14 protein-coding genes and 1 pseudogene are annotated in these 17,543 nt (G+C 37.6%); 4 read left to right on the top strand and 11 right to left on the bottom strand.

The annotated features are described in order from the left end of the window. Window positions 1–4: 4 nt before the first annotated feature. From I6F42_RS03350 to I6F42_RS03305, 10 genes and pseudogenes are all read right to left on the bottom strand, one after another. Window positions 5–2,563: a bifunctional diguanylate cyclase/phosphodiesterase gene (locus I6F42_RS03350; RefSeq protein WP_197150901.1), complete on the bottom strand. Its 2,559-nt coding sequence runs from the start codon at window positions 2,561–2,563 to the stop codon at window positions 5–7. A 457-nt stretch (window positions 2,564–3,020) separates the two neighbouring features. Further along, window positions 3,021–3,479, bottom strand: coding sequence for an ATPase (locus tag I6F42_RS03345; RefSeq protein ID WP_197150900.1), 459 nt, complete (start codon window positions 3,477–3,479; stop codon window positions 3,021–3,023). Window positions 3,480–3,531: 52 nt separating this feature from the next. Further along, window positions 3,532–4,527 (bottom strand): protease modulator HflC, encoded by a 996-nt coding sequence (gene hflC, locus I6F42_RS03340; RefSeq protein WP_197150899.1) that lies wholly within the window; start codon window positions 4,525–4,527, stop codon window positions 3,532–3,534. Next, window positions 4,524–5,465, bottom strand: coding sequence for an FtsH protease activity modulator HflK (hflK, locus tag I6F42_RS03335; RefSeq protein WP_197151121.1), 942 nt, complete (start codon window positions 5,463–5,465; stop codon window positions 4,524–4,526). The genes hflC and hflK overlap by 4 nt, the downstream gene beginning before the upstream one ends. A 510-nt stretch (window positions 5,466–5,975) precedes the next feature. Beyond that, window positions 5,976–7,340, bottom strand: a complete 1,365-nt coding sequence (gene nhaA, locus I6F42_RS03330) for a Na+/H+ antiporter NhaA (protein WP_197150897.1) — start codon at window positions 7,338–7,340, stop codon at window positions 5,976–5,978. 170 nt (window positions 7,341–7,510) lie between these two features. Next, the gene (locus I6F42_RS03325; RefSeq protein ID WP_197150896.1) at window positions 7,511–8,659 is read right to left on the bottom strand and encodes a N(5)-(carboxyethyl)ornithine synthase; all 1,149 of its coding nucleotides are present in this window, start codon (window positions 8,657–8,659) and stop codon (window positions 7,511–7,513) included. A 519-nt stretch (window positions 8,660–9,178) separates the two neighbouring features. Beyond that, window positions 9,179–9,646 carry a hypothetical protein gene (locus I6F42_RS03320; protein ID WP_197150895.1) on the bottom strand — a complete coding sequence of 156 codons (468 nt, stop codon included), beginning with the start codon at window positions 9,644–9,646 and terminating at the stop codon, window positions 9,179–9,181. Window positions 9,647–9,726: 80 nt separating this feature from the next. Beyond that, window positions 9,727–10,119: a DUF4236 domain-containing protein gene (locus tag I6F42_RS03315; RefSeq protein ID WP_197150894.1), complete on the bottom strand. Its 393-nt coding sequence runs from the start codon at window positions 10,117–10,119 to the stop codon at window positions 9,727–9,729. Between the two features lie 80 nt (window positions 10,120–10,199). Further along, entirely contained in the window at window positions 10,200–10,949 is a 750-nt protein-coding gene (locus tag I6F42_RS03310; RefSeq protein ID WP_197150893.1) for an RES family NAD+ phosphorylase, read from the bottom strand. Window positions 10,950–11,574: 625 nt separating this feature from the next. After that, a pseudogene (locus I6F42_RS03305) lies at window positions 11,575–12,204 on the bottom strand (MFS transporter); the annotation flags it as partial. 128 nt (window positions 12,205–12,332) lie between these two features. Between I6F42_RS03305 and I6F42_RS03300 the strand changes: the two are divergent. From I6F42_RS03300 to I6F42_RS03290, 3 genes are all read left to right on the top strand, one after another. Then, on the top strand, window positions 12,333–13,061 hold the full coding sequence (locus I6F42_RS03300) for an NUDIX domain-containing protein (protein WP_007585186.1): 729 nt from the start codon (window positions 12,333–12,335) through the stop codon (window positions 13,059–13,061). Window positions 13,062–13,332: 271 nt separating this feature from the next. Next, window positions 13,333–14,823, top strand: coding sequence for a SulP family inorganic anion transporter (locus tag I6F42_RS03295; RefSeq protein ID WP_197150892.1), 1,491 nt, complete (start codon window positions 13,333–13,335; stop codon window positions 14,821–14,823). A gap of 10 nt (window positions 14,824–14,833) precedes the next feature. After that, window positions 14,834–15,685 (top strand): universal stress protein, encoded by an 852-nt coding sequence (locus tag I6F42_RS03290; protein ID WP_197150890.1) that lies wholly within the window; start codon window positions 14,834–14,836, stop codon window positions 15,683–15,685. A gap of 87 nt (window positions 15,686–15,772) precedes the next feature. Here the strand turns inward: I6F42_RS03290 and I6F42_RS03285 are convergent, their stop codons facing one another. Next, a complete protein-coding gene (locus I6F42_RS03285) occupies window positions 15,773–16,690 on the bottom strand; it encodes a LysR family transcriptional regulator (protein ID WP_197150888.1) in 918 nt (305 codons plus the stop codon). A gap of 117 nt (window positions 16,691–16,807) precedes the next feature. On the opposite strand from I6F42_RS03285, the gene I6F42_RS03280 reads away from it, so the two are divergent. After that, window positions 16,808–17,431: a glutathione S-transferase gene (locus I6F42_RS03280; RefSeq protein WP_197150885.1), complete on the top strand. Its 624-nt coding sequence runs from the start codon at window positions 16,808–16,810 to the stop codon at window positions 17,429–17,431. The last annotated feature ends 112 nt before the right edge of the window (window positions 17,432–17,543 follow it).

Genomic DNA, 17,543 nt, shown 5'->3' with positions numbered 1-17,543 from the left:
CGTTTTACTTATGATGACTTGTTTTATTTAGGCTATTAATATAATCAATAAGATTATTTAAAGGTATTGGTTTGGAAAAATAATAGCCTTGAACCCTTATACTGCCGAATTGAGATAAATAGGCGATCAGCTCAGCATTTTCAACACCTTCAATGACCACTATTTTTTTAAGCTCTGTACAAATCTTGATGATACCTTCTAATAAAGCGCGTTCTTGGCCCTCATGCTCAGCACCAATCGTGAACTCCCGATCTATTTTTATAATATTAGCAGGCTGCCTCGACAAGTAAGAAAGGCTAGAATATCCAGCGCCAAAGTCATCAATCGCAACGTTAAAGCCCTTAGCCATCAGCTTTCTAAGAACGCCTTCGATAACCCCTTTTTCTGACATGACTGTTTCAGTCACTTCAACGGTGAGCCGATGTGGCTCTATACATTTATCAGAGACTAATTGGCAAATATTTGCAACAAACCCTTGCAGCTGTAATTGCTGGGGTGAAAAATTAACAGCCACAGTAATATTTTTTAACTGCGCAGTATTACTCATATCTTTAAGTACCTGTGCTAGTACTTGTTTGCCAACTTCTAATATTTGCCCCGTTTGCTCTGCTATAGGTATAAAAATAGCCGGGGAAATATACGCACCATTACTTTTCCATCGCACCAAACTCTCAACACTAATCACTTTGTTATCAGATAAACTATGGATTGGTTGGTAATACACTTCTAAGTCACCATCTTTAAGCGCTTTTTGAAGCTCTCCTCTAATGTGGACTATTTCTTTATGCTTATCATCCATTAGCTTATGATAAAAACAAAGCTGATTCCCTCCAAGGGTTTTCGCACTGTCCATAGCAATATCTGCATGCTGTAATAGTACTTTTGAATTTCCTACTCTTTCTTTAGACATCGATATACCAGCGCTAGCTGTAAGATAAATATCAACGTCCTCTAAATAATAAACGTTTGCTAAAGAGCTTATTAATACTGATATTTCTTCTCTTAGTTTATCTTTACTTATATTACTGTAATAAAGAATAAACTCATCATTACCAAAGCGTGCTATTGAGTCGGCTGTCAGCGCGTTATTTTTAAGTCTTCTTGCAACTAACTTAAGAACTTTATCGCCTATGGCATGCCCTAAACTATTATTTATAGAACTAAAGCCATCTAGGTTTATAAAAACCATTGCACACGGTGAGTTTAACGCTTTAACCTGCTTAGACTGTTTAGCGTTTATTTCATCATCTAGCGCATCTCGGCGAATTAGCCCTGTTAACTCATCATATTTAGCCATTTTAAACAGCTTTTTTGATTGTTGTTTTAGTAGGTATGAAGAGTCTGAAGCGAGTATAAAAATATAAATAAAGATGAAAGTAAGCCAAATTATAATTTGTTCGACTTTTGCCCTTTCTTTTAATGCAGAGTAGTTATTAATAAAACTATATATATTGTGCTTTAAAATGCCCATTACATCGACTTTTTCTACAATATAGTCACTGTATAAACTCAATAGTATATTTAAATCGTATACGTTTTGCTTTTTAGCATTAACAGAAAAGTAAACTTGAGGCGTCAATTCAATAAATACATCAAACGTATTTAGATAATCTATGTATCTGTTCTCAATTAATAAATTCATGTCTAGTAAAGCTAAAACTTGATACTTACTGCCAGTAACTGAATTTATAGGTATCGAAAACATAATAGTCGGCGTACTCGTTTTCAACGTTAATGAATTAGCTGCAAATCTAACTTCATCCGTAGTTGTATTTAACCAGTTCACTACAGAATCACTTGATAGAAATCCACTGGAAATAAATTGCTTAGAAAATATGTCACCTTCAACTAACGTAAGATTTTCATCAAGAATAAGCATCCCTTTGATGATTTTATAATCCCTCGCATAATTTTTCATATCAACAGCGGCAAGCTTTAAAAAATTATCATGACTCACTTTTTCTAATCTCGACTTAATCCGAGATAATGACTTTTTATGCTCATCAAGGTTTTTATTAAGCATTGTCCCCACTAAGCTTATTTTTTCTCGTGCTTTTTCTTCTTCACTACTCACTGTTTTTACTGCACTAGCGTACCATAAAGACACACCCGTAAAGATAACTAAAAACATGACTGCTTTGGTAAACTTAGCCCCTTTAGTTATCGTTGCAGAACATAAAATTTTAATAATGAGCGCTGAGAAAAAAGAAAAAACCATAACGGCATTTAAAGCAGTAATAAATGGATTATCACTAATTAAAAAAAACTTTTCGTCAACGACTCCCCATAAGCTCAATTGAAAATTTAAGAAAAAAGCACACCCTAGAATGCCTAATACAGGAGTCACATATTTAACTTTATTTGTAAATTTAAAATTAAATAATAAAGTTAAGATTGAGCCTAAAACTAGCGATATTAAAGCGGTACTAATAGAAATTATAGGCATCAGAGGTGCTTCAAGTAAAATACTCTCCAACCCACCCAAAATTACTACAACAACAAAAAACTGAATAAAGCCTAAATATAAAATACTTGCTGCTGATTGAGTTAGAGATAACCGCATGAGTCTGTTGTAACCTTCTAATTTGAGTCGCCAAGATCTTAAACTGTAAAGCAACTGCCGTATTAGTACAGTCAAATTTAATTATTTTGTATTATATTAAATAAAAAGATACAGCCTTTATAGCTATATATTAAATTGAGGGAATAATCTAATGAAAAATAAGTAGATTCATAATCATGTCATATCATCTGCTTCTCATTTTAGTACCAACCTGCATAAATATTTGAGCAATTAAAACAAATTAAATCACTCTATAACGTTGCTAAATAGACCCCGTATATAAGCAGATTGGTATAACTGAATAAACTAGGATTGACTGTCCGGATATGTTGAGCACACCGAATCATTTTACTTAACTCGATTAAAAGAAAAGATCCTTGATATAAATGGATATCACATACATTTGATTGAACTGACACCTTAGTAATACACTAATATTGCCAGTTCAATCAGTCGATTACATATCTGAAAATCGGTTAGCCGATTGCACAATTCTTTTTATCTCATTTTCTTCAATATCTTTTATTGTATCAAGCAACGTTTTTGCGCTTTCGATATCTACACGAGAATATATATGAATGTATAACTCAATAACTTGTTCATGATGGTTTACTATTTTATCCATAATGTCTGAGATACTTAGTTCTTCAAAGAGTGAGTTGCAATCAACGCGCTCAATAATTGAGTGCTTTTCGATGTAATCAAAGCACCAGGTGTTTAGCGCTTTTTCGTCTGCCGTATTTTCAAATCCTTGTACAATATTCTCTAAACTCTCCTCATGCTCAGATAGGTAGCGAAGCATCATTCGTGCTCCCTCATCCTTATTTTGTTCAGAGCTCTGGTTTAGGCTATCTTTTAAGTTTTTGTGAAATAAAACGGTCCAATTGAGTACATCTCTAATTGTTTCAATTTGCATTTATTGCTCCTAAGTTTGATGATATCTATACAATATTTAAATATGAAGCATGCTAATTTTTAGGATTAGGCTCACTCGCCTGAGTGTGTTGTAAATACTGAAATAGCTCACTGTCGGTCGATAAAATCAATGTTGTGTTTTGGCTAAGGGCGAGTTCAAGCGCCTGCAACGAACGGGTAAATGCATAAAATGCGACTGCTTGATCATTTTTGTTATAGGCTGAGGCGTAAATAGCGGCTGCTTTAGCATCAGCTTTACCTCTAATTTCTGTTACTGCTCGGTAGGCTTCAGATTGAATTTTATCTAAGTCTCGCTCTCTGTTACCTTGTATACGGGCAGCTTCGCCTTTTCCTTCTGACAAAAAGCGTTCTGCTATTTGACGACGTTCGCTGATCATACGTTCATAGATTTTAGGGCGTACACTTTCATTATAATTAATACGTTTAAAACGAATATCCATAAGCTCAATACCAAATACTTTTACTTTTTTGGCTGCGGCATTAAATATATCTTGCTCGACAACTAAACGTCCCATGCTTATAGGCACTAAACTACCAATATTCTGCTCTTTTTCAGCCTCGGTGAGTGACGAGTCACGCAAAGGTTGGCGATCTTTCGTTGTACGAATAATTTCGATTAATTCGTGTGTGGCTACTGCATTACGCGTTTCACTACCAAAAATATCATCGAGCCTAGACTGTGCGCTTCGCTCATCACCTAAACGTAAAAAATACTGCAACGGATCGGTAACCTGCCACCGCGCATAAAGACTTACAGAAATATAAAGCTTATCTTTGGTCGGCATATCAGAAGGTGTTCCTTCCCATTCCAGCACGCGCTTATCAATAAAATTAACTTGCTGAACAAAAGGCATTTTGAGTTGAATACCCGCCTCTCTAATTGGCTCTCTAATTGGCTCTCCAACCGGTTTACCAAACTGAGTAATAACGACCTGCTCTACTTCGTTAACCGTATATAAAGCGCTATACAAAGTAACCCCTACAAGTGCAGCTAAAATACTGCTGCCAACGATTAAATAAGATTTCATGGCTGCTGTCCTTTTAGTGAAGTTAAATTGAGTAAAGGTAATACACCGCGTGTTTCGCTATCGATAATAATTTTATTTTTTATCGTTGGCATAACATCAGTCATTGTTTCTATATATATTCGTCTGCGTGTTACCTCAGGTGCCAGTTGGTACTGTGCAAACAGCGCATTAAAACGCAGAGCGTCGCCTTCAGCTTCATTAACTCGCTTAAGGCGATAACCGTCAGCCTCTCTTATTCGTTGGTCGCGCTCCCCCTCAGCAAGCGGAATAACGCGGTTATATTCGCGACGCGCTTCGTTAATCAACTTTTCTTTTTCTTGTTGAGCCTGATTAACTTCATTGAACGACCCTTGTACTGGTACGGGTGGATTAATGTTTTTTAGTTGAACCTGATCAATACTAATCCCCATTACATATTTGGTTGCCAATGCCTGCATTTTTTGTAATGCCTCAATTTCAATCCCTTGCCTGCCAATGGTAATTACTTCATCTACAGTTCTATCGCCTACAACTTCACGCATAACTGATTCAGACACGTATCGTAAAGTGCCTGCCGGGTCGCGCACCTCAAATAAGTACTTTTGGGGATCGGCTATCCGATATTGAATTACCCATTCAATCAGCGCAGTGTTTAAATCGCCAGTTACCATTTGGGTTTCTTCGCGTTGATTTGTTGCAGGTGAAATTTTTGGCGCAAATGAGCGAATATTATTTTCAGGATTAATATTTTGATCAGGGTCTGAGGCTCCAGGAGTAGAAAAACCAAACTCCTGCTTTAATTGTCGCTTAGTAGGCACTATTGTGACGTGATCAACACCTAATGGGATTTTTACATGTAAGCCCGCAGGCAGAATTTCTTGAAACTTACCAAACCTTAATACTAAAGCAACTGAATCACTGGGAACGGTATATACTGCGCTATAGCCTGTAGCAATCAATCCCAAAAACAGTACTATGGTTAAACTTGTGCTAAATTTTCCACTCAGCAACTTCTTATACTTTTTAAACGCACCGCTCATCACTTTATCGATATCTGGCGGACCGCTTTTACTTTTAGAATTTGGATTATTTTCGTTTTGTGTAGAAATAATATTCTCCTTTTTAAGAAACCAAAAATATGGAGCCTTATTACTACTTTAGATTGTCATAAGCCCTAGCCTAAAGCGCCAACGTGCTTCGCAATCTAGGTGATAACTTCCTCTGTATAATTTAAGGGTAATAATTTAGGGGTAATGATTTAAGGAATAGTTTTAAGATTTAAATTCATGCACTTATAGATTAATTTAAAGCCAAAAAACCTTAATAAGACATTAGCGTATTTATTTTAATTGGTCTGTTCGGTACGCCACATAGCGTGTTTTAAACAATATGTTTAATTAATAAATAAAGGGTTAAGTACAACTAATGAGTACACATTATTGAATACCCATTAGCTCCTTCACGCCCTATTATGGCGTTGAATTAATTGATTTATTGCTCTTTTTTGAGGCAACCACTCGAATATATAAAACCCCAAGTATTGCAGAAAGAACCGAAGCCACTAAAACCGATGTTTTTGCGTTATGAAGGTGCTCGGCTTGCCCATCAAACCCCAACGTAGCAATAAAAGTAGACATGGTGAATCCAATCCCGGCGATAAGTGAAGCACCAATAACATGCTGAAGATTAATGCCCTCAGGCAAGCAACCTATTTTGTAGCGTAAAGCAAGCCAACACGCACCCGAAATACCAATAAACTTACCAACAACAAGACCACTAATAATACCTAAGCCAACGGGATCACTGAGACTCTCAACAAATGAACTAAAGTTAAAAACCACACCCGCATTAACTAAAGCAAATAGCGGTAAAATAAACAGTGCGACAGGCAGGTGCAGCACATCTTCCCACCGACGCAAAGGTGTACCCGCATTTTCGGCTAAATCACGAATTTCGAGTACCTGTTTATGATCCTGCCTGCTAGCCAGAACATCTACTTTCTCTATTTCTTTTTGCATAGAGGTAATGGTTGTTTTTGCCTTTTCAAGCGACCTTCCTGAGCCCAACATTGAGCGAGCAGGAGCCGTTAAAGCAATAGCAACACCTGCTACAGTAGGATGCACACCTGACTGTAACATCATCCACCAAGTGGCAAGACCAATGATAATGTAAAAAAGCGGTTGTCTTATTCCGGCATAATTGGCGGCTACTAAAAAAGTAAATAGAACAACGGCGCATGACAAATACATCACCGATATTTCTTGGGTATAAAACACGGCAATAACGAGTATTGCCCCCACATCGTCAACAATCGCAAGACCTACAATAAAAGCCAACAAGCTTGTTGGTATATGTTTTCTTACAATTGTAAGCACACCTAATGCAAACGCAGTATCGGTTGCCATGGGTATACCCCAACCAATCAGTGAATCTTGCCCCCAGTTAAACAACGAATAAATACCAGCCGGCACGACCATTCCGCCTATGGCGCAAAAAATGAGCATGTGTCTATTTTTGGGCTCAGCTAAATCTCCAGCAAGTACCTCTCGTTTTATTTCAAGCCCAAGCAATAAGAAAAATATCACCATCAAACCATCATTAATAATGTGTTTAAGCGAGGTTTGTAGCTCAAAGTTTCCTAATGAGACTCCAATAGGCGTATGCACTAAGTTCAGATAGGTAGCTGAATAAGCTGAATTTGCCCACCATAGTGCAATGATCGTAGATACCAGAAGAAACAGACTAGAGGTGGTTTGAGCACGCATAAAATTAGAAAATGGGTCGTGCATATAGTCTAAGCCACGATTTAGTATATTTTTAGAATCGTTAGGCATATCAGGTAGCCTTATAAATTGTGGGAGTTCGTTTTATCAAAACTTTTAAGATTTAAGTTCTCCAGTTTTACTATCAGTCAACAAACACTTCGCCTTAAAATTACTAGCATTAAGACGAAGTGCACACCCCTAATTAATCTAAGGTAAAATTAGATTAGAGATAAATTTAATCATTGTGTTATTACGTTATAAGGGTAAATATTTTCGCGGTTTTGGAATGCCAAAATAGCCGTATTTTTAATTATTCCTTGCTCAATGTTTATTGCACGGCGAATGGTTTCATCTTTTTGCCACTGCAAAGCACCTTTAAGTATCGTTTGTAAATATACAATGAGCGCCGCAGAGATTGAACGCGTCGCGCTTTCCCATAAATAACTCGGTGTATGATCAACGCCATAATAATCCGTGTTGTTATATCGAAATAAAGGGTTTTTAAACGTTGTCGGCTTTGCAAAAAAGAATCCCATCCCCTCATCACAGCTAACATCAATAATTAAGCTGTTAGGTTTTAAGCAGTCGGCTTCTGATTCAATTACAAAGTTAACCGGATGAGCTGTTTCTTGATAAGTCCCGTTCACGATAATATCGGCTTCGCTAATAAGATCGCTAAGTGGTCGATTAGTCCCATCATGTTCAACAACCATCATGCGAGCTTCTCCTTCAAGACCTTCTCGTACCTTAACATAGTGACAATCTAATATTTCTTCACGGACTTCGTGATCAGGGCGCTGAATACAAATTGTAATATCTCTAAAACCATGCGCTTTAAGGGCGTAAATAGCGCCTCTACTCACTGCACCAAAACTAAATATAATCGTTTTACGTTGATCGCCATAATGACCATCAATACCCTTAAGTTGCAAAGCATGTATTACAGCGCAATACCCTGCCATTTCATTGTTTTTATAAAAAGTATGGCGCCCTACATTTCCTTGTGGTGACCACACATACATATCTTCAAAAGCAATTAAGGTAAGTTTACGTTCAATTGCCGCTTGTGTTATTTCATGCTGTTGAACGCAGTGGGCATAACCCCAAATAGTGCCTCCTTCGCGCATTTCTTCTAAGTCAGCAAGTACAGGCTTTGCAATAATGGCCGTGCCAATATGGGTAAGTATTTCGCTGCGAGATGCAATGCCACCCGTTAACGTTGCAATATATTCATCGCTAACATTAAAAGCGGTGCCATAGCCTTGTTCAAACACCATTTGTTTTCTAAGACTTTCGGGAATTCGTAATAAGTGCTCTGGGTGAATAGGATACCGTCTTTCATCTGTCTTGCGGGATGTTCCGATAACGCCGATAGTTAATTCACTCATGCTAAGTCCTGTTTATAAAGTAAGTACGCTTGAGTTCATCAACGAATCATCATACTTCGCCAATAAACTTAGGCGGTGTTTTTTCTGTACGTTTTTGGCTCGGATGAACCAACTCTATTTTACAAAGGTGTAATTTTGACAATAAATAATGAAGAGCAGTGAGTTAACTTGCATTGAGTTGCAAGCTGAAGACTATTACCTTTTGAGTAAAAGTGCTGACTGAGTATATCAGAAATAAGTATTACTAACTTGGGTATCTCAAACTGAAATAAAGGGAGTACTCGCTAATTACTGAGGTTTTAACTTAATGATTTACTCTGTAGAGCAGATTTAATCAGCTTTGTATTGGGTTAGCTGAACGTTTGGCTTTTATATCAACTCCGGCTATGTGCCAGTGTAGGTCGGATAAGCGAAGCGCCATCCGACACAGTAAAATACCTTGCCAATTATTATCAACATTTTATGTTGTCGAGTGGCTGGAGAGTGCCATGAGCGGACGCTCATAACCTTAGTCACTTGTTAGGCGTCATTTGCTATATTATTTAAGTCAGAAGCAATTTTACTCCAAATTTCTAACAAAGTAGTTAAGTTATTACCGGCTGAACAAAGGCGTACTTGGTCATAAGTAAAATATTCAACATTAAAGTCGCAGGCTTTAGCTTGGACTTTACCTATCACCATTTTATTTTCATCATAACTTTCAATGACACCATGAACACATACATCTCTAACTTGAGCAGTTCCCTTTGTAATATCAATAATCTCATCAAAATTTGGTGAATAAATAGCTGTTTCTGGTAGGCTGCTTTTTATGTATTCCAATTTACGAGTAAGACTTCCAGGTCTCTTACCACAACCATTTAGTAAACTAAGAATGAAAACACACTCATCGATTTTTCTTTCTACTGGGGTCCACATTACCGTAATCAAACCAATCACAGATAACCACGGTGTAAGCATTTTTTCAGAATCTTGATTTGAGATCATATCAACTTACCTAGTACAGTTAAGCCCCGCAACAATTTACTACCTGAAGCTCAGCGCAAAGCAGTAAAATTAAGGCTTTGTTAAGTGTTTGTGCCTGTAAACATTGAATAAATTAAAAATGCCATCCATGCAAAGCTAATTACCCTTGAATAAGTACTGTAACCTGAGCGGAGTAATAACCACGCAAAAATATAAGGAAGAATTAATATTCCTATACTCAATAAGATGCCTACACTTCTTTGTGAGTTATCGTCATTTTTTTGTGACGTAGGCGCTTGTTGGTTTTTATCTTCAAAAAATGTTGCAGACTGAGAAACCCCAGAGCCTCTGATATTAGCAGTAGTTTTAACTCCTTTTGAGCCGAAATTCGCCGTTAAGCCTTTGCCGCCTACTGAAAGACTTGTTATACCTTTTTTTCCTAAATTGAGTTTTACCCCTTTCCCCAATTTAATACTTCTTTTCTTCTTGAACATAAGCTAGTACTCCATTACCTGATAATTACTCAACACTTTAGTATTTATGCGACGTGCAGTTTGTGTCACATAATTTATTGTTATATGTAACGTTCGTCATTACTACTTTCAAACGAGAACTGAACATCATTAACCCGAAACAAGCTACTGTCTTTGAAGTTAACACTATTTAAATCAAAAAGTGCTAGGTTGTGCCCTTGCCCAAGTGAGCTTCTAAAAGCTATGCCGTCATAGCCTAACGATTTTACTAACTCAGCAATAATTTGAGTGGGTGCATAATCTGACTTCTGGTCACTATTTGTTACTGGTTGAGAGAAAGCTTTATCTAAATTAGTCCATACTGCTTCAATCCTTTTGGCTTCATCAGGTTCTGAAAGGTAAATAGGTAACTTATTAGTATGATGTCTTGAGAAATCGATTACTCGAAGTTCTTTAGAATTGGTAAATCTCGCCACTGATATTATCGAACCTAACCAAGGTCTGATCTCAGACATTGCTGTTTCTTTTTGAGATGCAACATACAAACAAGGAATCCCCTTTGGGTTTGCTCTTCCTTCAGAAGCACTGTCGGGTAAAGGTCTCATTCTTTTCTCAGGATAAGGAATTAATATATCATCGACATGAACATCATCTTGCAGAAGTTTCAATCTATCATGCCCCATTTGTGCTCTCCACATCTCTGAGTTTGGCTTAATCACTTCTACGCGACTTTTGCAAGTATCTTTAATACCTTGAAGAAAGTTTTGCGCATCTTCGTCTAAAATATATCGCGATTTATTTCGAACTGAACAGCTAAACAGCATATAGCTATTCCATGAGTCAAAACTCATAACTTTCCCTTATGTATAATATCTTTATCGGAGGATGCTTTTCCTATTTTAGCGTAAAAATATCCTTATTTCATGGGCTTATATTAATAAAAAATAGTGTAAATTATTGCCAGCTATAAATATTACGCTTACTGTAGCTTACATAAACATGTGGAACAGATGAAAGAGCCCACTTATTCTTACTAAGTTAATGATGACAGACCTGAATGACCGGTTATCGCTCACTGCAGACTATCAGCTGTATTTGCTTTTTAGTTGCTTATTACACAAACTGCGCAACTACGTCTTTTTAAAAACTACGTCACGTCTAATATTATTCATTTTTAGAACATGGCCGAAGGTTGATGACCCAGTTAACAACTAAGGGAAAACGGCGATCGAGGCAGCTTAAATCGAAATAATAAAAGTTTAAAAAATGATGTTAAACGCTATTGCAAATCGTGATATTGAACAAGCGACTCACACTTTACTTAAGTGCATTAGTAATTTAACTATTGAGAAATTAGATAGTTGCTGCGAGTTTATAAAGTGTTTGGGTTTAGTAAAAAGAAAGCTTAACGAGTGAAGTAGTCTTACAACGCCAAAACTATTGCTTTAGTTTTGGCGCTTATTAAAGGGGTAATATTTACCCTTTCATTTGTTCAAGCTCTTTGCCTTTGGTTTCGTGTAAAAACTTAAATACAAATATAACTGAAACAAACGCACAAAATGCGTAAAAACCATAAGCCCCAGCTAAACCAATGCCTGTGAGCATAACAGGGAACGACCAGGTAATTAAAAAGTTAGCTATCCACTGGGCAAAGCCGGTAACTGCAAGGCCAGAGCCGCGAATTTGGTTAGGGAACATTTCGCCTAACATAACCCACATTACAGGGCCCCACGATAGGTTAAAAAAGAACACGTAAGCGTTAGCGGCTATTAAAGCAACTATGCCCTGCTCTCCTAGCTCTAAATTACCTGTTGAGCCAATATCTGCGTTTAAAAAGGCATAAACAATAACCGAAAGTGTCACCGTCATACCAATTGAGCCGGTTAACAAAAAAGGTTTTCTGCCAATTGTGTCTATAAAATACATGGTAATAAACACCGCTAAAATACTTACAAAGCCGCTTATTATATTAATGAGTAACGCGTCAGATTCAGTAAAACCGGCTGCTTGCCAAAGTACCGCGCCGTAGTAAAAAACAACGTTAATGCCGACTAATTGCTGAAATGTAGCTAAGCCAATTCCTATCCAAACAATGGGGTGTAAACGTTTTTTAGGTTTATCTGATTGTTTTAAATAGGAATTATAAAAGCTTTTTATTTGTGCTTTACCCACCTTTTATATACCCTTAATAGTCTTTATAACAATATCTTCGTATAGCTTTTTCTGAGTAATTTATGCACTATAAAACATCAAACATTTCTAACAACATTGACGAAGAATCGATTCCTGATGACTGCATTAGCAATCTAACCGTAGATAATATTGTATTTGCTATTCATGAAGGTAAGTTAAAGGTGTTGCTGGTTAAATATAATCGGGGCCTTGCAACAAGCCAATGGGGTTTAATTGGTCATTGGGTTCGTAAAGATGAAAACTTAGACCTTGCAGCTCTGCGTGTTGTTAAAAGTACGACCGGTGTTGAAAACCTGTACTTAGATCAGTTAGGTGCATTTGGTAATGTAGACCGCTACCCTGCTAGACGTATTATTACTATTGTTTATTATTCGCTCGTTCGCTTTGAAGAAACCAACCTTGTGAGCGGCGATAATGCTTTAGAGTGTGAATGGTTTGATGTAAATAGTGTACCCGCTTTAATGTTTGACCATGCCGATATTTTAAAAAGTGGCTTAGACTACTTACGCTACAAAGTAAGACACGAGCCTATTGGTTTTAGCTTACTCCCTGAAAAATTCACCCTGCTTGAGCTACAAGGAATTTACGAGTCGATTTTAAATAAATCACTCGATAAACCTAACTTTAGACGTAAGTTTCAAAAAATGAACTTATTAATAAACTGCAAAGAAAAACAAACCAACGTAGCTCACAGAGCCGCAACGCTTTATCGTTTTGATATAAACGTGTACGAAAAATTAAGAGAGTTTGGTTTTACGTTTGAGTTTTAATTGCTTAAAAACCTTATTGGATTGAGGTTTACTCTTTATGAACTAACTCTATATTGCTAAAGTGTATGCGTTACTTATAATTTATTCCCATTATCAATACACACTAATCAAAAAGGAGCTTTTTACTTGAAACTTACGCCGCCCTAGGCAACCACTCCCTTTTTCATCAGCACGTTGCGTGCAACCTTAATCGCCATCTGCGCGAGAATCATTGTTATTTAAATAAAATACTCCCCTATACTTTGGGAAACTAACTAATTAGGTTTATTACATGTTTGATCACGTAAAAAGAGATTGGCTCTCTAATGTTCGTGGTGATGTGCTTGCTGGTATTGTTGTGGCGCTTGCCCTAATACCTGAAGCTATTGCCTTTTCTATTATTGCGGGTGTTGATCCAAAAGTAGGTTTATATGCCTCATTTTGTATTGCGGTTATTATTGCCTTTGTAGGCGGACGCCCTGGCATGATATCGGCTGCTACCGGTGCAATGGCACTGTTAATGGTGACGCTGGTTAAAGATCATGGTCTGGAATACTTACTGGTTGCTACCTTACTCACTGGTGTACTACAAATATTTGCAGGCTTTTTAAAGCTCGGTGAGTTAATGCGGTTTGTATCGCGCTCTGTTGTAACAGGGTTTGTAAACGCACTGGCGATTTTAATATTTATGGCGCAGTTACCTGAGCTGACTAATGTTACTTGGCATGTTTATGCGATGACTGCAGCGGGTTTGGGTATTATTTACTTATTTCCGTATATTCCAACAATTGGCAAAATCCTTCCCTCCCCTTTAGTGTGTATTGTTGTTATTACCTTACTTGCACTGTTTTTAGGGCTTGATATAAGAACAGTTGGCGACATGGGCGAACTGCCAGACACCCTACCTATATTTTTATGGCCTGATGTACCGCTAACACTCGAAACGCTGCAAATTGTATTACCGTATTCGATTGGTCTTGCTGTTGTGGGCTTACTTGAATCCATGATGACCGCCACTATTGTTGATGACTTAACCGATACAACGAGCGATCGCAATAAAGAGTGTAAAGGTCAAGGTATTGCAAATATTGGCGCAGGTTTATTTGGTGGTATGGCGGGTTGCGCCATGATTGGGCAATCAATTATTAACGTTAAATCGGGCGGTCGTGGACGACTTTCAACCTTTATTGCTGGTTTATTTTTAATCATCATGGTGGTGTTTTTAGATGAGTGGCTGCGTTTAATTCCTATGGCGGCATTAGTTGCAGTAATGATTATGGTATCGATTGGTACGTTTTCGTGGGCATCAGTTAAAGATTTAAAAAAGAACCCGCTTTCGTCAAACGTAGTGATGATTTCCACCGTTATTGTAGTAGTTGCCACGCATAATCTAGCCATTGGCGTTTTAGTTGGCATGTTGTTAGCTACGTTGTTTTTTGCAAACAAAATTGGTCGCTTTATGGTTGTTACAACTAAGCACGATGAAACTAAAAACCTAGTAACTTATGAAGTTGTAGGCCAGGTATTTTTTGCTTCAGCTGAGCAGTTTATAGCGTCGTTCGATTTTAAAAATGCGGTTTCTAACGTAGTAATTGATTTAACCCATGCCCACTTTTGGGATATAACCGGTGTATCGTCACTCGATAAGGTGGTTATTAAGTTTAGACGCGAAGGCGCAACAGTTAATATTGTTGGTATGAATAGCGCAACCGAAACAGTTGTTGATAAGTTTGGCGTACATAACGACCCCAAAGAAGTCGATAAACTACTTGGCGGTCATTAAGGAGAATGTAATGGAAAAAATAATTACCTGTATCGATGGCTCTGTCATTACACACGCTGTAACCGAAGCTGCTATTTGGGCTTCAAAAAAGCTAGATAAATCAATTAGCTTTATACATATGCTTGAAAAAATACAACAAACTAATGTAGGTAACTACACCGGTACAATTGGTTTAGGTGCCCAATCGGCTTTGCTTGAAGAAATGACAAAACTCGATGAACACCGTAGTAAAGTTTCTTTAAAACTAGCAGATGAATTACTCGACTCGGTTGCTGTACAAGCAAAAATTGCTCATATTCAAAACTATGAATTAATTAAACGTCACGGTGATGTAATCGACGCTATTATTGATTTTAAAGATGATACTCGCTTAATCGTTATTGGTCGAAATGGTGTTGATCATCGTGTTGATTTAAATGCACTTGGTTCACACATCGAAACGCTCGTGCGTAGCGCCTCGCAACCAATATTGCTTATTTCTGGAAAGTTTAAGCAGCCTAAATCATTTATGATTGCGTACGATGGTCGCGAAACAGCCGACAAAGCACTGCAACAAGTCATTGATGGCGGTTTATTACATGGGCTTCATTGTCATTTAGTGAGTATTAATAATAATGAGAAAAACTTAGAAGAGAAGTTTCTTAACGCTCAATTTAAACTCAGTAGTATGGGTTTTGAAGTGTCTGCAAGCTTTTTAGAGGGCAATATTTTTGACTCGTTAATGCAATACAAAGAACAAAATAATATTGATTTGATTGTTATGGGGGCTTTTGGGCACTCTAAGTTAAGGCAGTTTTTTGTGGGCAGTAATACCATTAAAATGCTCGAAAACAACGATGTGCCAGTTATTATATTAAAGTAAGTGGTTGTTTTAAGTAAGCACCACTTTTAAGTAAGCAACTGTTTTAAATTATATTTTAATGACCCACTTTAAAAAGCCTAAAATCACTTAACTGATTTTAGGCTTTTTTGTTTTTGGCTTAGCTTCAAACTTTTCAAATAAAAACTGAATAAACGACGTAACCTTTTGAGCCACAAACTTTCTATGCGGATAAATAGCAAATAAGCCAAACTCAAAGGTTTTATAGTCCCGCATAACCTGTACAAGCTTACCTGATGCAATATCGTCTCTCACCACTATTTCAGGGATTAAGCCAATACCGCCACCCGCTACAACCACCTCTTTTACAGCTTGTGGATTATTAACCGAAACACGCGAGTTTACGCTTGCCGTTAATGCCTCACCACTAGGTGAAACTAGAGGCCAATGGCGACCTATTTTAAAGTTGCTATCAATCACCGTAGCGTGTTGTTCAAGCTCGCCAACACTTATAGGTGCGCCAAAACGTTGAATATAATCTGCTGATGCACATAAAATTAAAGGGTAACTGGTAATTTGCCTCGCAATTAAATTAGAGTCAGACACACTGCCAATTCTTATTGCTAAATCAACCCCCTCTTCTAGCAAATCAATTGTTTTGTCTGAAAGCACTAAATCAATACTTAAATCGGGATAGCGGCTCAGTAACTCAGGCATTAACGGCGCAAGGTTTGATTCACCAAACGACACCGGCGCACTCACCCGAAGTTTGCCGCTAGCAAGCGCTGTTTGACCCGATAAGTTATCGAGCATTTCGCTGTAGCTTTCAATTACAGGCACTACGCTTGCGTAATAACTTTGCCCCGCTTCGGTAATCGAAATTCTGCGCGTGGAGCGGTTAAATAACCTAACCCCTAAGTCTTGCTCTACAATGCCCACGTACTTACTAACCAGTGCCTTTGAGAGCCCTAGCCTGTCGCCTGCGGCTGTAAAAGAGCCTGTTTCAACAACCGCTATGATTGTTTTAATGCCAATAATAGTATCCATGATTGTCAATATAGCATTGACATTAATTCCTTACTAGCTCGGTTTTTCAAAACTGATAATAGTGAAAGAATAGCCTTATTAAAAATCACTATTCAAAATTAAAAAACAGGACAACCCATGAGCAACCTAACGCTATACCGTTTTACTTTATCTGGTCATTCACATCGTGCAGAGCTATTTACATCGCTTTTAAATCTTGATGTAAATATGGTTGATGTTGCATTGCAAAACGGCGCACAAAAGCAAGCTGACTTTCTAAAAATGAATATTTTTGGGCAAGTACCCGTACTTAAACATAACGATGACGTTATTAATGATTCAAACGCTATTTTGCTGTATTTGGCACAAAAATTTGATGCTAACAGAACCTGGTACCCTGAAGATGTAACTGTTCAAGCGCACATTCAGCGCTGGTTGAGCGTTGCTGCAGGGCTTGTGGCTTCAGGTCCGTGCTCGGCGCGTTTAGTTACTGTATTTGGCGCAGAGCTTGATCATCAAAACGCGATAAACATTGCCCACACATTATTTAAAACAATGGATGCATACTTACAAAATCGCGAGTACTTAGTAGGCACTCAACCAACTATTGCCGACATTGCCAACTTTTCGTACATAGCACACGCACCGGAGGGTGGCGTATCGCTTGAGCAATACCCAAATATTTTAAGATGGTTAAACAACGTTCGTAAACTTGACGGCTTTATAGCAATGCCTGAAACAAAAGCGGGTTTACTCGCTTAGTTTTAAGTTTTTAATACTGTTTGGAAAGAGGCTATTTAGCCTCTTTTTTTGTATAGGTTAACTCTTTCTTTAATGATATTTATGATTGCCAATAACTTACATTAATAATGTG

Source organism: Pseudoalteromonas sp. SWYJZ12, from assembly GCF_015864395.1.
Lineage (GTDB): Bacteria > Pseudomonadota > Gammaproteobacteria > Enterobacterales > Alteromonadaceae > Pseudoalteromonas > Pseudoalteromonas arctica.
The sequence above is the reverse complement of the archived record's forward strand: the minus strand, read 5'-3'. Positions and strand labels throughout refer to the sequence as shown.

What these genes read in the sequence shown, in the direction of transcription:
- I6F42_RS03350 (WP_197150901.1), bottom strand. Translation starts at nt 2,563, where the DNA reads ATGCGGTTATCTCTAACTCAATCAGCAGCAAGTATTTTATATTTAGGC.
- I6F42_RS03345 (WP_197150900.1), bottom strand. Translation starts at nt 3,479, where the DNA reads ATGCAAATTGAAACAATTAGAGATGTACTCAATTGGACCGTTTTATTT.
- hflC (WP_197150899.1), bottom strand. Translation starts at nt 4,527, where the DNA reads ATGAAATCTTATTTAATCGTTGGCAGCAGTATTTTAGCTGCACTTGTA.
- nhaA (WP_197150897.1), bottom strand. Translation starts at nt 7,340, where the DNA reads ATGCCTAACGATTCTAAAAATATACTAAATCGTGGCTTAGACTATATG.
- I6F42_RS03325 (WP_197150896.1), bottom strand. Translation starts at nt 8,659, where the DNA reads ATGAGTGAATTAACTATCGGCGTTATCGGAACATCCCGCAAGACAGAT.
- I6F42_RS03320 (WP_197150895.1), bottom strand. Translation starts at nt 9,646, where the DNA reads ATGATCTCAAATCAAGATTCTGAAAAAATGCTTACACCGTGGTTATCT.
- I6F42_RS03315 (WP_197150894.1), bottom strand. Translation starts at nt 10,119, where the DNA reads ATGTTCAAGAAGAAAAGAAGTATTAAATTGGGGAAAGGGGTAAAACTC.
- I6F42_RS03310 (WP_197150893.1), bottom strand. Translation starts at nt 10,949, where the DNA reads ATGAGTTTTGACTCATGGAATAGCTATATGCTGTTTAGCTGTTCAGTT.
- I6F42_RS03300 (WP_007585186.1), top strand. Translation starts at nt 12,333, where the DNA reads ATGCACTATAAAACATCAAACATTTCTAACAACATTGACGAAGAATCG.
- I6F42_RS03295 (WP_197150892.1), top strand. Translation starts at nt 13,333, where the DNA reads ATGTTTGATCACGTAAAAAGAGATTGGCTCTCTAATGTTCGTGGTGAT.
- I6F42_RS03290 (WP_197150890.1), top strand. Translation starts at nt 14,834, where the DNA reads ATGGAAAAAATAATTACCTGTATCGATGGCTCTGTCATTACACACGCT.
- I6F42_RS03285 (WP_197150888.1), bottom strand. Translation starts at nt 16,690, where the DNA reads ATGGATACTATTATTGGCATTAAAACAATCATAGCGGTTGTTGAAACA.
- I6F42_RS03280 (WP_197150885.1), top strand. Translation starts at nt 16,808, where the DNA reads ATGAGCAACCTAACGCTATACCGTTTTACTTTATCTGGTCATTCACAT.